10 protein-coding genes are annotated in these 12,524 nt (G+C 65.7%); 5 read left to right on the top strand and 5 right to left on the bottom strand.

Annotation, left to right across the window (positions count from 1 at the left end):
• Positions 1–5: 5 nt before the first annotated feature.
• The gene (locus HMPREF3151_RS11240) at positions 6–527 is read right to left on the bottom strand and encodes a hypothetical protein (RefSeq protein ID WP_070476079.1); all 522 of its coding nucleotides are present in this window, start codon (positions 525–527) and stop codon (positions 6–8) included.
• Between the two features lie 106 nt (positions 528–633).
• On the opposite strand from HMPREF3151_RS11240, the gene HMPREF3151_RS11235 reads away from it, so the two are divergent.
• Complete coding sequence (locus HMPREF3151_RS11235; RefSeq protein WP_070476077.1) at positions 634–1,032, top strand: DUF3151 domain-containing protein; 399 nt, start codon at positions 634–636, stop codon at positions 1,030–1,032.
• Between the two features lie 6 nt (positions 1,033–1,038).
• Positions 1,039–1,752, top strand: a complete 714-nt coding sequence (locus HMPREF3151_RS11230; RefSeq protein WP_070476074.1) for a hypothetical protein — start codon at positions 1,039–1,041, stop codon at positions 1,750–1,752.
• A 153-nt stretch (positions 1,753–1,905) separates the two neighbouring features.
• Here HMPREF3151_RS11230 and HMPREF3151_RS11225 read toward each other — a convergent pair whose 3' ends face one another.
• Positions 1,906–2,967, bottom strand: a complete 1,062-nt coding sequence (locus HMPREF3151_RS11225) for a Cj0069 family protein (protein ID WP_070476071.1) — start codon at positions 2,965–2,967, stop codon at positions 1,906–1,908.
• Positions 2,968–3,253: 286 nt separating this feature from the next.
• Here HMPREF3151_RS11225 and HMPREF3151_RS11220 point away from each other — a divergent pair, with 286 nt between their 5' ends.
• Positions 3,254–4,138: a sulfurtransferase gene (locus HMPREF3151_RS11220; protein WP_070476065.1), complete on the top strand. Its 885-nt coding sequence runs from the start codon at positions 3,254–3,256 to the stop codon at positions 4,136–4,138.
• Positions 4,139–4,230: 92 nt separating this feature from the next.
• Complete coding sequence (locus HMPREF3151_RS11215) at positions 4,231–6,009, top strand: acetyl/propionyl/methylcrotonyl-CoA carboxylase subunit alpha (RefSeq protein WP_305764329.1); 1,779 nt, start codon at positions 4,231–4,233, stop codon at positions 6,007–6,009.
• Between the two features lie 9 nt (positions 6,010–6,018).
• Here HMPREF3151_RS11215 and HMPREF3151_RS11210 read toward each other — a convergent pair whose 3' ends face one another.
• Positions 6,019–6,951: a chymotrypsin family serine protease gene (locus HMPREF3151_RS11210; RefSeq protein WP_141741412.1), complete on the bottom strand. Its 933-nt coding sequence runs from the start codon at positions 6,949–6,951 to the stop codon at positions 6,019–6,021.
• Between the two features lie 23 nt (positions 6,952–6,974).
• Here HMPREF3151_RS11210 and HMPREF3151_RS11205 point away from each other — a divergent pair, with 23 nt between their 5' ends.
• Complete coding sequence (locus HMPREF3151_RS11205) at positions 6,975–7,478, top strand: GNAT family N-acetyltransferase (RefSeq protein WP_070476209.1); 504 nt, start codon at positions 6,975–6,977, stop codon at positions 7,476–7,478.
• 287 nt (positions 7,479–7,765) lie between these two features.
• On the opposite strand, the gene HMPREF3151_RS11200 is transcribed toward HMPREF3151_RS11205, so the two are convergent.
• Both HMPREF3151_RS11200 and HMPREF3151_RS11195 read right to left on the bottom strand, forming a co-directional pair.
• A complete protein-coding gene (locus tag HMPREF3151_RS11200) occupies positions 7,766–11,194 on the bottom strand; it encodes a pyruvate carboxylase (protein ID WP_070476059.1) in 3,429 nt (1,142 codons plus the stop codon).
• A gap of 155 nt (positions 11,195–11,349) precedes the next feature.
• Entirely contained in the window at positions 11,350–12,495 is a 1,146-nt protein-coding gene (locus HMPREF3151_RS11195) for a bifunctional 2-methylcitrate synthase/citrate synthase (protein WP_070476056.1), read from the bottom strand.
• Positions 12,496–12,524 lie beyond the last annotated feature (29 nt).

Below are 12,524 nucleotides of genomic sequence, written 5' to 3'. Positions count from 1 at the left end.
TGCTCCTAGTAGCCTCTGGTCTTGAGAAACTCGTCCAGGACATCGAGTTTGCCGGGACGTCCGTCCACGTTCATGCGCAGCCACTTCCCGATCGTGTTTTTCGGGTTGCGGACACTCGACGGCTCGTCCAAGTCCACATCCTTGCCGAACAGCGCTTCGTACAGCGGGCGGCGCTGCTCGTCGTCGTCAACGCGGACGCGAATTGCCAGCCGAATGGGCACATCGCCGCCGCTGTTTCGGAAGTCCACGTCGGCGCCGCCGTCGATAAGCCGTTGCGCTAGTGCCGGGTCGCCGTCAGCGAGGCGGTCGTGGTTAAGCAGCAGCGTCAACGTGTTCTGCCCGTAATCCACCACCGTCGCATCCGCGCCGCGGTCCAACATGTCGTTGCTGATCTTTTCGCGCGCTTCCGGATCGCGGTTGATCAAACCGCGGAGGAGCATCTCCGTGGCATCGTGCGCCTCCGGGTCGTAGACCTCCAGAAACTCTTCATAGGTGCCGTTTTGGGCGACGTACAGCGGACTTGCCATTGGTGCTCCTCGGTGTGGGACGCAGGTCACATCGGGTTACGCGCCCACAATATGCGCGAATGCCGGGCCCGGCACGGGCTCCCAGGAAACTAGTAGCCTGGCGGCCATGGAAATCAACGACATGCTCGCCCCTAATCCCATCGAGCTGCCCGCAGACCCCGCCGCGGGCAAGGATTTGCTTGCAGACGACACCGCGCTCGCCCACCCCGACTCCCCCGCCGTCTGGGCCGCCCGTGCGGAACGCGAACTGGACGGCGGCGACAAGCTCATCGCCTACGCGTACGCCCGCACCGGCTACCACCGGTCCCTGGACCGCCTGCGCGCCAACGGCTGGAAGGGCTGGGGCCCGGTCCCCGCCTCCCACGAGCCGAATCAGGGCGTGTTGAAGGCCATTGCGATGTTGGCAGTAACCTCACAGGCTATCGGTGACCAGGCAGAATACGACCGTTGCCGCCAGATGCTTTCCGACGCCGACCCGCAAAGCGTGGAAAAGCTCTTACCCTAACGGGGTATGACGCGAATCAACCAAGCGACCAAGCTACTCATTGCAGTTCCGGCGGCGCTCGCGATTGCGTCGTGCAGCGCAGCGGAGGACACAACAGCGGACACAGCTGCAGAAACCGGCGGCGAAGCGCCCACGGTCACCGCGTCCATCGGCGGTGCCGGGGCGGAAACGGAAAAGACCGTCACCGAGGCTGCCGCGCAGCAACCAGCCAGCGAGGCCGCTCCCCCGCCAGCAGTCGCACCCGAGGGGGGAAACTGCGCCAGCCTGCCCACTGACCCGCGCCAGCGGTACGCCACCGGCACCGCACCGGGCCGCATGCCGGCGAATAACGGGTCCGACAACAACTACTGGATCGAGGACATCGACAACCAGTACGACCCCTGCGCCGAGCTGAGCTGGATCACCTTCAAAGGCTCGCTCGGAAACGCCGATAGGCCGCAGGGCACTGCCGCATCGATTGCGGACGGGTTAGCGCTGTACCTGAACGGCGAACCAGCGAGCGAGGTGAAGCTCTTCGGCCGGATCGACCAGGTCACCCCGCTGGATAACGGCGGCGCCACAATTGAATGGTCGGAGCGTGGCCAGTACACCGCCGACGGCTTTACCAACCACTACTCCGCCGACATCCGTGCAACCCAAGGCGGCGTTGAAGCCTTCGCAGGCGACACCGAGAAGTTCAACGACAGCTGGAACTACCCGGTCGGCTACTTGCTCAACTAACCGGCAGATCGTCTAGCACCGGTGCGAATGCCGCTAGACGATCACGCACCCGGCCAACTGTTTCCCCAGGTGATGTTGAACTTGGGTGCCAATAAGAAACGGATCGTCTAGCAGGCCATTGCGGCTGCTAGACGATCCGTTGGCGAAACGCTTTTAGGCGTGCTTCTCCTCGACGCGCTTGATGGCCTCCTCAGCCACCATCTCCTGGATGCCCATGTCCAGCTCAGAGGTGAAGCCGACGCAGGAGCAGTTGATCTCGCCGAGGACGTAGGTGTCCTCGCCGGTCTCGTCGTCGTCGGCGAGCATGAAGTCCGCGGTCCAGATCAGCGGGATGTTGTCGCCGCCGAGGTTCTCGGCGATGACCGGGCGGGCCTCGGCGAACATGTCGACGAGCTCCTGCCACTCCTCCGGCTTCTGGTAGGTGTACTTCGCACCGGAGAACAGGGTCGCGGAGAACGCGTCGCCGCCCTCAGCCGGCTTCTTGTGCACGACGAAGACCGGGTGCGGGCCGACCAGCAGGATGCGGATCTCGCCCTCGACGATGCGCGGCATGAAGCGCATGTCCACGAGCATGCCGTTGTCGCCCACGATGTACTGGTCGCAGAAGTCCATGAACTCGCCCAGCTCGCGTTCCTCCGTGTGGTTGTCCACGGCCTCGGTGCACTTGAGCTTGGTGTCCAGCGGCAGGGCGGTGCCCGGCTCGACGGACTCGGCCAGGGATTCGTCGGCAAGGCGCACGCGCCAGATGCCGGAGCCGGTGGAGCCGCGGTTCTGCTTGAGCACACGCTCGCCGTAGGACAGGGACTTGGGGAAGGTGTTGTGGAACTCCTCCACGTCGTAGTACGCGGCGGTGTCTTCCGGCACAAGGTCGGTCTTGTTCAGCTTGACCAGGGCGTCCTTGGCACCGTAGGAGATCATCTCGTGCGGGGTGGACATGCCCACCAGGCCAGCCTCGGACAGGCGGGTGAGCAGGTCGAAATAGCCCTTCTCGCCGCCTGGGATGTTGCCCGGGTTCACACGCGAAATGTAGGCGTCGAAGTTCTCGGAGACGTAGGTGAACAGGTCGTCTGCCCACTCCGGGCGGAAGTAGACAACCTCGGAGTGCCAGCCCTTTTCCTTGATGGCGTTAACGATGGGCATGGTGTCCTTGCGGTGGCCGTCGAAGGACTTGTCGGAGCCGCCTTCGACCTCGAAGACAACAATCGCCTTGTGCACGGTTGGTCCCTTTCATGGTTCACGCCCCGTGCCACGCACATCCCGGTGCCGACGGGGCTAGTCAGATACCCAGAACAAACGGGCCGTAACCTGTGTGTTCCTACCTTCGACTTTAACCGGCGACAGTGAGTTCCACCGGGTGAGCGATTTGATAGTGTGCAAGTTCACACCACCGTATTTTTTGGCCGAACATATCAAGCGCCCCGCATTCGTTTCTGTATCGTTGACGGTGGTTTTGCACACCGGTGTTGCACACCGCACACGAGCGAGAAGAAAGGTTGCCGCCATGGGCATCGAGCTCGACGACACCCCGCAGTTCCAGCAGTACGCGCACCCCGAAAAGTTCGTTTCCGCGGCGTGGCTGTCCGCCCGCCTGGGCGTGCCGGGTTTGAAGGTTGTGGAAAGCGACGAGGACGCGTTCCTCTACGACATCGGCCACATCCCGGGAGCTGTCCGCATTGACTGGAAGCGGGACTTGAACGACCCGCTGGTGCGCGACTTCATCGACGGCGAGGCGTTTGCGGAGCTGATGCGCTCGCGGGGCATCAACCGGGATGACACTGTGGTGGTCTACGGCGACTCCTCCAACTGGTGGGCCGCCTACACCGCGTGGGTGTTTGAGTTGTTCGGCCACCCGGACGTGCGGCTTCTCGACGGCGGACGCGACGCCTGGATGGGCGAAGAGCGCGACACATCCTTCGTGGTTCCGGATTACCCGCGCTCGGAATACCCGGTGGTGGAGCGCCAGGACGCGCCCTTCCGCGCGTTTGCTTCGGAGTTGCTGGAGCGCACGCCAGCCCAGCTTATCGACGCCCGGCCGGCCCCGTTCTACCTGGGCGAAGACCCGAATCCGGGGCCTTCCTCCGCACCGTCGCTGCGCCAGGGCCACATCCCCGGCGCGGTGAACGTGCCGTGGGGCCGCTCGGTGTTCCCCAACGCGCGCTTCCGCTCGCTGGAGGACATCCAGGCGATTTACTCCGACTTCGACAAGGACGCTGAGACGGTGGTGTACTGCCAGCTCGGCGAGAGTTCCTCCCACACCTGGTACGTCCTCAAGCACATCCTGGGCTTCACCAACGTCGCGCTCTACGACGGCTCCTGGGCCGAGTGGGGCAACATGGTGCGCATGCCTGTGGCCAAGGGAGACGCGCCCGAAAACGCCACGGATTAAGCACGCCGGCGCGGTGGCGCTGTAACATGGTTCGACGTTTGTCCGACGTTTCTAACGGTGTATTTTTCCGATTGTAAGGACGGGATTGCTTCGTGCCTACCACTGCAGCGACTACTGACCTGCCGAACAGCGTGACCAAGGTGCTGGTGGCGAACCGCGGCGAGATCGCCGTGCGCGTCATCCGCGCGTGTGTGGACGAGGGCATCGCGTCTGTCGCCGTGTACGCCGAGCCGGACGCGGACGCGCCGTTTGTGCAGCTGGCCGACGAGGCCTTCGCCCTCGGCGGGGAGACCGCGGCCGAGAGCTACCTTGACATGGACAAGGTCCTCGCGGCGGCGGAGAAGTCCGGCGCGGACGCGATCCACCCGGGCTACGGCTTCCTGTCGGAGAACGCGGAGTTCGCCCAGAAAGTCATCGACGCCGGTTTGACCTGGATCGGCCCGCCGCCGGAGGCGATCGCAGCACTTGGCGACAAGGTCACCGCCCGCCACATCGCCGAGGCCGCGCAGGCCCCGATGGCGCCGGGCACGAAGGACCCGGTTGCCGGCGCCGACGAGGTTGTCGCCTTCGCTGAAGAACACGGCCTGCCCGTGGCGATCAAGGCGGCGTTCGGCGGCGGCGGCCGCGGCATGAAGGTGGCCTACACACTCGAGGAGATCCCGGAGCTGTACGAGTCTGCCACCCGCGAGGCGACCGCCGCGTTCGGCCGCGGCGAGTGCTTCGTGGAGCGCTACCTGGATAAGGCGCGCCACGTGGAGGCGCAGGTGCTGGCGGACCAGCACGGCAACGTCGTGGTCGTCGGCACGCGCGACTGCTCCCTGCAGCGCCGCTTTCAGAAGCTTGTGGAAGAGGCCCCGGCGCCGTTCCTCACCGACGAGCAGCGCGAGCGCATCCACGCGTCCGCAAAGGCCATCTGCCGCGAAGCCGGTTACTTCGGCGCGGGCACCGTGGAGTACTTGGTCGGCTCCGACGGGCTGATCTCCTTCCTGGAGGTCAACACCCGCCTGCAGGTGGAACACCCCGTCACTGAGGCCACCACCGGCATCGACCTGGTGCGCGAGCAGTTCCGCATCGCCCGCGGTGAGCAATTGCGTATCGACGCCGACCCGGTCCCCCACGGCCACGCCATCGAGTTCCGCATCAACGGCGAGGACGCGGCGGCGAACTTCATGCCGGCGCCGGGCACCGTCACCGCCTACGCGGAGCCGGCCGGCCCGGGTGTGCGCGTGGATTCCGGTGTGCGCGCAGGCTCCGTGGTCGGCGGACAGTTCGACTCGATGCTGGCCAAGCTGATCGTTACAGGCGCAACCCGCCAGGAGGCGATCGAGCGCGCCCGCCGCGCCCTCGGCGAGTACGTGGTGGCCGGCTTCCCCACCGTGATCCCGTTCCACCAGGCCATCCTGGACAACCCGGCGTTTATCGGCGACGAGGACGGCTTCGGCGTCTACACCCGTTGGATCGAAGAGGAGTGGGACGGCGAGCTGCCCACCACCCCGGTAGCCGACGAGGACGCGGAGACCGAAGCCCCAGCACGCCGCACGTTCGCGGTGGAGATCGACGGCCGCCGCATCGAGGTCGCCCTGCCCGAGGAGCTCGTCGCCGCAGGCCCGGCCAAGCGCAGACCAAAGAAGCGCCGGGCGGGCAAGGCCGCCGTCTCCGGCGACGCCGTCGCCTCCCCCATGCAGGGCTCCGTGATCAAGGTCAACGTGGAGGAAGGCCAGGAGGTCGCCGAGGGCGACGTGCTGGTCGTGCTGGAAGCGATGAAGATGGAAAACCCGGTCAAGGCTCACAAGGCCGGCACCGTGACTGGCCTGGCCGTCGAGGCTGGCGGCCAGGTAAACAAGGGCGCCGTGCTGATGGAGCTGAAGTAGCCCCTCCCGTTACGAGCCCCAGCCCTGCATGATCCGCAGCGCGGGCTCGCGGTACTGCGGCGGCAGCGCGCTGACAATCTGCGGCAGCGCGAACAGCACCCCGGCGAGCGCGACGAGCACGATCGCGGTGATCCCCACCGCGCTCACGTCAGAGCTGCCGCTGCCGGCTTTCACCTTTTCGGGTGTGCCTCCCGGAACCGCTGTCTCGTGCGCCACGGGTGTCTTGATGCGCTTCGCCTCCGCCAGCAGCTCCAGCTCCTCTTCAGGGCTCACCTGTGGGCCGTTGTCCGGCACGGAGCTGCGGTTGAGACGCCCTTCCTCGCCGTTGCTCCCCACCGCCAGGCTCACGCCGGTGTAGATGGACAAAAAGCCTTTGCCCTCCACCCACACCGGGCCGCCGGAGTCCCCGGGTTTGCCGGACGGGCCGTCCCAGTACAGGTTGTTACCGAGGACGCCCGCGAAGCTGCCGCAGGTGGTCTTCTTGCTGGCGGCGCCATACACGCATACCGGGTCGCCCGAGCGCATCAGCGACGGCGCCACCACCGAATCACCGGAAATCCCGTTTGCGCCCAGTTTCACGCCGTCGTCCCAGCGGATCACACCCCAGTCATTGGCAGTGCCCTCGTCCTCGTTCATCGCTGCAGAGGGGTGAAACGTGCCAGTTGCCCGGAAGCCTTTGCCCACAACCACAGCACGATCCCCCTCCTGGCCGCAGTGACCGGCGGTGTAGCTGACGTTCTGGCCCCGGTCGTTGAACGCGAGGGTGCAGCGCCCCTTGCCCAAAACATCCACCAAGTCGCCCTGGCGCACGACGGGGGTGGCGCCGGATTCAACCCCGGCGGTCGCCGGCGCGTCCTTGACCACGGGCGCTGCCACGGCGAATGCGGGGGTAGCGGCGAGGGCCAGGGCGGTGGACGTCGATAGACAAATGCGTCGAAGCATGGAGAAAGATTAACGTGGAGCGCATGGATTACACACCCGAGTTCCAACTGCGCGAGGCCACAGAGTCCGACCGCACCTACCTGCGACGGCTGAATTACCTCACCGATGTCTTCGGCAACGAGGACGGCGACCTGGGCGAAAGCGAGCGCGAAGGCTCCGAAAGCTACGTAGGCCAGTGGGACCCAGAGCGCGAAAGTGGCATCATCGCATTCGACCAGTTCCACGTCCCTGCAGGTGGTGTGTGGTTACGGTACTGGCAGTCGCCTGACGACGGCCACGCGAACCTCGGCCCCAACATCCCCGAAATCGCCATCGCAGTGGAAAACCGCTACGCGGGCAACCGCCTCGCGGTAAAGCTCCTGCGGGCCGCGGTCGAGCTGGCCAAGCGCCAAGGCGCGCCGAAGGTGGCGCTGTGGGTGGACCCGGACAACGACCGGGCGCGCCACCGCTACGAGAAGTTCGGCTTCAAGAATGTCGAGGGCCAGGACAACGTCATGGCCGTGGACGTGGAGGACTTCACGGCGTAGGCTCGCGCCGCCGGCGCGCGACCGACCGGTGCTCGACCGCGCCTCGGCACCGCTCCGCACACGCCTCGTCACCGGATCTGCTAGTTCCCCGCGCGGCCTTGGTCGGGCAACTAGCAGATCACGCTGTTACTGGCAGTCTTTTCCAACACCACCTGGAGAAACCCAAAGTTGAACACTTGATCTGCTAGCAGCCCGTCGCGGCGAACTAACAGATCCGCAAACCCCGGACAGCAAAACACACACCGCGCGGCCGCGAGACGGTCCGCGCGGTGCTGACAACACCCCTGCTAGGCGATGACTACCACGAGGTCGCCGCCTTCCACCTTGGTCGGCTGGGTGAACGCGATGCGCTCGATCTTGCCGTCCTTGGTGGCAGAGATCGCGGCTTCCATCTTCATGGCCTCGATGGTTGCCACCGGGTCGCCGGCCTTGACCTCGTCGCCCTCCTTGACGGTCACGGTCACTGCGCCGGCGAACGGTGCTGCCACGTGGCCCGGGTTGGAGGAGTCGGCTTTCTCCACCTCGGCGACGGAAGACTCGGCGGACTCGTCGCGCACCGTGATCGGGCGGACCTGGCCGTTGACGGTAAGGATGACCTGGCGCATGCCCTTCTCGTCCGGCTCGCCCACGGCGTCGAGGCTGACCACCAGCGGCGGGCGGTTCTCGTCGATCTCGCCGTACCAGATCATGGTCTCCTCGCCCTCTTCGAGGCCGTAGAAGAACGTCTTGTCGCCGAGCTGGTCAGTGATGCCGTAGGTGCGCAGGTGCTCCTGGTACTCGGCGTACTGCTTCGGGAAGAGCAGCTTGTCCAGGGCGGCGCGGCGGGTGTCGTGATCCTCGGACTGAAGGTCAGCGGCCAGGTCTTCCGGCACCTTCACGGTGTGGTCGACCTCGCTGCGGTTTTCCAGCGCCTTGTCGCGCAGCAGCGGCCAGCCGCCGGGAGGCGTGCCCAGCTCGCCCTGCAGGAAGCCGATGACAGATTCCGGGATGTCGTACTTGCGCGGGTTCTCGGCGAACTCCTGCGGGCTGACACCCTGGCCCACCAGCTGCAGCGCCAGGTCGCCGACGACCTTGGAGGACGGGGTGACCTTGGTCGGGCGGCCGAGGATCTCGTTCACGCCGGCGTAGTAGTCCTCGATGAGCTCGAAGCGGTCCTCCAGGCCCAGCGCCTTAGCCTGCGTGCGAAGGTTGGACAGCTGGCCGCCCGGGATCTCGTGCTTGTACACGCGGCCGGTCGGGCCAGGGATGCCGGACTCGAACGGGGCGTAGACCTGGCGCACGGCCTCCCAGTAGGGCTCCATGTCGAAGACGGCCTGCAGGTCGATGCCGGTGTCGCGCTCCGTCTCTGCGAACGCCGCGACGAGGGCGGACATGGACGGCTGGGAGGTGGTGCCCGCCAGCGGCGCAGAGGCGACGTCGACCACGTCGGCGCCGGCGTTCGCGGCCGCCAGGTAGGTGGCCAGCTGGCCGCCCGCGGTGTCGTGGGTGTGCACGTGCACCGGCAGGTCGAAGCGCTCGCGCAGCGCGGTGACCAGCTTGGCGGCGGCTGCCGGGCGCATCAGGCCCGCCATGTCCTTGATAGCTAGGACGTGGGCGCCGGCGTCGACGATCTCCTCGGCCAACTTGAGGTAGTAGTCCAGCGTGTACAGGTCTTCCGCCGGGTCCATCAGGTTGCCGGAGTAGGCCATGGCCACCTCGGCGACGGTGGTGTTGGTCTCCAGCACCGCTTCGATGGCCGGGCGCATCTGGGAAACGTCGTTGAGCGCGTCGAAGATGCGGAAGATGTCGATGCCGGAGGTGGCGGCCTCTCGCACGAACGCCTTAGTCACGGAGTCCGGGTACGGGGTGTAGCCCACGGTGTTGCGGCCGCGCAGCAGCATCTGGATGTTCACGTTCGGCATCGCCTCGCGCAGCTCGTCCAGGCGCATCCAGGGCGACTCGTGGAGGAAGCGCATGCCCACGTCGTAGGTGGCGCCGCCCCAGGCCTCGACGGAGGTCAGCTCCGGAGTGAGGTGGCCGACGTGCTTCGCGGCAGCGACCAGGGTGTTGGTGCGGATACGGGTGGCCAAAAGCGACTGGTGCGCGTCGCGGAAAGTTGTCTCGGTGACGCCCAGCGCGGTCTGGTTGCGCAGCTTCTCCGCCCATTTCTTCGGGCCGAGCTCGAGCAGTTCGTCGCGGGAGCCGCGCGGCAGGTCGCCGTATTTGGCTTCCGGCAGCTTCTTGGACGGGCGGATGTTGGTCGGGCGCGGGCCGTTGGGCTGGTTCACCGTCACGGAGGCCAGGTAGTTGAGGATCTTGCCAGCTTCGTCGGCTGCGGCCGGGGCTTCCAGCAGGTGCGGGTGGTCCGCGATGAAGCCGGTGTTGATGCGCTCATTACGGAACTCCGGTTCACTGAGCAGGGCGCGCAGGAAGCCGATGTTGGTGGACAGGCCGTTGATGGTGAACTCATTCAGGGCGCGCAGTGCGCGGTCTACGGCGACCTGGAAGTTGCGGCCGCGGCAGGTCATCTTCACCAGCAGCGAGTCGAAGTTCGGGGTGATGGTGGTGCCGACGGCCACGTTGCCGTCGAGACGCACGCCCGCGCCGCCCGGCGACTGGTAGCCGGTGACCACGCCGGAGTCCGGCCTAAAGCCGTTGGCGGGGTCCTCGGTGGTGATGCGGCACTGCAGGGCGGCGCCGTTGACCTCGATGAGGTCCTGGGTGAGGTGGAGCTGCTCCAGCTTCGCGCCGGCGGCGATGTACATCTGGTTTTTCACGATGTCGATGCCGGTGACTTCCTCGGTCACGGTGTGCTCGACCTGCACGCGCGGGTTCATCTCGATGAACACGTGGTTGCCGGACTCGTCCACGAGGAACTCGACGGTGCCGGCGCCCTCGTAGTTGATCTCCTTGCAGAAGTTCACCGCGTCCTGGCAGATGCGCTGGCGCTGCTCTTCGGTGATGTGCTGCGCGGGGGCAATCTCCACGACCTTCTGGTGGCGGCGCTGCACGGAGCAGTCGCGCTCAAACAGGTGCACGACGTTGCCGTGGGAGTCGGCCATGATCTGCACCTCGATGTGCTGCGGGCGGATCACGGCGCGCTCGATGTAGACGTTCGGGTCGCCGAACGCGGCCTCCGCTTCGCGGGAGGCTTCAGCAGCAAGCTTCTCGACGTCCTCCGGTCGCTCAATAAAGCGCATACCGCGTCCGCCGCCGCCCGCGACTGCCTTGACAAAGACCGGGAACTCGAAGTCCTTGGCGTACTCCGCCAGCTGCTTCGGGTCGGAAGACGGCTCGGAGTCCTTCAGCACCGGCAGGCCGGCGCGCTCCGCGGCCTGGACGGCGGCGGACTTGTCGCCCGTCAGGTCCAGCGTTTCCGGAGTGGGGCCGATGAACTTGATGCCGTTGTCGCGGCAGGCGCGCGCCAAGTCGGCGCGCTCGGAGAGGAACCCGTAGCCCGGGTAAATGGCGTCTGCGCCGGTTTCTTTCGCGGCGCGGATGATCTCGTCGATGTCCAGGTAGGACTTCACCGGCTGGCCAGGTTCGCCGATCTGGACGGCCTCGTCCGCGAAGGGGCGGTGGAAGGAGTTGCGGTCCTCGCGGGGGTACACGGCGACGGTCTTCGCGCCGGTCTCGAATGCTGCACGGAAGGCGCGGACGGCGATTTCGCCGCGGTTGGCCACCAGGATTTTGCTGAAGGCGGGCAGGTCGTGAAGCGGGAGGTTATCCGGGTTCATCGGTTTCCTTTCACAAAGGAAGTTTTAGCGGTCATACGGATAGGACAAGTTTAATACAGATCACATCATTTTCGGGGCACTTTGGGGGCCCGCATGGGGGTGGAAAAACGCGGGCCGTCGACAAGCGACAGCCCGCGTTTCGGGGGTAGAACGATTTAGCGCTCGATGTGGCGTTCCTCCGGCCCGTTGTAGGCGGACAGCGGGCGGATCAACGAGTTGTTCTCAAACTGCTCGATGACGTGCGCGGTCCAGCCGGTGATGCGGGACATCACGAATAGCGGGGTGAAGAACTCGATGTCGAAGCCGAGGATGTAGTACGCGGGACCCGACGGGAAATCCAGGTTCGGGCGGATCTTGATGGAGGTGTTCTCGTACATGGTTTTGGCCATGATGTCGTACATCTCCACCCACTTCTGGGCGTCCTTCTCCGGGTGCTCCGCGGCGAGCTTCTTAAACGCGGCCTCCATGGTGGGCACGCGCGAGTCGCCTTTCTTGTACACACGGTGGCCGAAGCCCATGACAAGCTCCTTGTTCTTCAGCTTGTCCAGGCACCACTGCTCCGCCTTGGCCGGGTCGCCAATTTCCTCCATGTGGTGCATCACAAACTCGTTGGCGCCGCCGTGCAGCGGCCCCTTGAGCGCGCCGATGCCGCCGGTGATGGCGGACCAGCCGTCGGACATGGTCGAGGCGATGGTGCGGGCGGTGAAGGTGGAGGCGTTGAAGGAGTGCTCCGCGTAGAGGATCATCGTCTTCTCAAACGCCTCGATGTCGGACGGGATGCTCGCCGGCGAGTTCTCCCCGTCGCCGAAGACCATCCAGAGGAAGTTCTCGGAAAAGCCCTTCTCCTTGCTCGGCGCGATGTAGTCCTTGCCCTGGCGGCGGCGGATGTCCGTGGCGACGATGGTGGGCAGCTTCGCCAGCAGCTTGCGGCCGATGCCGCGCAGATGGTCGGAGTTCGGGGTGAACTTCTCCGGGTCCTCCGCGCCCAGGTAGGACACTGCGGTGCGCAGCACGTCCATCGGGTGGCAGTCTTTCGGCATGAAGTTGATCACTTGGATCAGCTCTTCGTCGATGTCGCGGTTTTCCATGCAGCCGCCGCGGAACTCCGCCAGCTGCTCGTCGTTGGGCAGCTCGCCATTCCACAGCAGGTAGGCCACTTCCTCGAAGGAGCAGTGCTCGGCCAGCTCCTGGACCGGGTAGCCGCGGTAGAGCAGCGAGTTGGTCTCCGGGTTCACCTTGGACACGGCGGTGTAGTCTGCGACGACACCGTTGAGGCCCTTGCGGATGTCTTGCTCGGTCATGATGGATCTCTCCTCGTTCTTGGGGGTTG

It is taken from the genome of Corynebacterium sp. HMSC05H05 (assembly GCF_001807265.1).
Taxonomy (GTDB): Bacteria; Actinomycetota; Actinomycetes; order Mycobacteriales; family Mycobacteriaceae; genus Corynebacterium.
The sequence above is the reverse complement of the archived record's forward strand: the minus strand, read 5'-3'. Positions and strand labels throughout refer to the sequence as shown.

What these genes read in the sequence shown, in the direction of transcription:
- HMPREF3151_RS11240 (WP_070476079.1), bottom strand. Translation starts at nt 527, where the DNA reads ATGGCAAGTCCGCTGTACGTCGCCCAAAACGGCACCTATGAAGAGTTT.
- HMPREF3151_RS11235 (WP_070476077.1), top strand. Translation starts at nt 634, where the DNA reads ATGGAAATCAACGACATGCTCGCCCCTAATCCCATCGAGCTGCCCGCA.
- HMPREF3151_RS11230 (WP_070476074.1), top strand. Translation starts at nt 1,039, where the DNA reads ATGACGCGAATCAACCAAGCGACCAAGCTACTCATTGCAGTTCCGGCG.
- HMPREF3151_RS11220 (WP_070476065.1), top strand. Translation starts at nt 3,254, where the DNA reads ATGGGCATCGAGCTCGACGACACCCCGCAGTTCCAGCAGTACGCGCAC.
- HMPREF3151_RS11210 (WP_141741412.1), bottom strand. Translation starts at nt 6,951, where the DNA reads ATGCTTCGACGCATTTGTCTATCGACGTCCACCGCCCTGGCCCTCGCC.
- HMPREF3151_RS11205 (WP_070476209.1), top strand. Translation starts at nt 6,975, where the DNA reads ATGGATTACACACCCGAGTTCCAACTGCGCGAGGCCACAGAGTCCGAC.
- HMPREF3151_RS11200 (WP_070476059.1), bottom strand. Translation starts at nt 11,194, where the DNA reads ATGAACCCGGATAACCTCCCGCTTCACGACCTGCCCGCCTTCAGCAAA.
- HMPREF3151_RS11195 (WP_070476056.1), bottom strand. Translation starts at nt 12,495, where the DNA reads ATGACCGAGCAAGACATCCGCAAGGGCCTCAACGGTGTCGTCGCAGAC.